Source organism: Psychromonas arctica (assembly GCF_038155225.1).
Lineage (GTDB): Bacteria > Pseudomonadota > Gammaproteobacteria > Enterobacterales > Psychromonadaceae > Psychromonas > Psychromonas arctica_B.
In genome coordinates, this window is sequence record NZ_JBAKBA010000423.1 from 1 (window position 1) to 210 (window position 210).

Here is a 210-nt window from a genome sequence, read left to right on the forward strand (position 1 = left end):
CGTATCGGCATCTTCTTGTAATTGAATTGTTGCACTTACTTTGCCTTCTAGAATAATACTTACGGATGCTTGATCTTCAAGTACAATTCTTAATTCGCCAGAATCACCAACAGTGGTATCTAGTATATTTGCGCCTAGATTTACTCCCGTTACATCAACGACTTCTTCTTCTACTACGACATCTTCAGTAGCTTCGCCACCAAACTTCAA

At 39.0% G+C, this 210-nt stretch carries 1 protein-coding gene; it reads right to left on the reverse strand.

Going from position 1 to position 210, the window contains the following annotated elements; genetic code table 11:
• The coding region (locus V6255_RS18975) for a hypothetical protein (RefSeq protein WP_341629484.1) at positions 1–210 on the reverse strand (210 nt) is incomplete at both ends.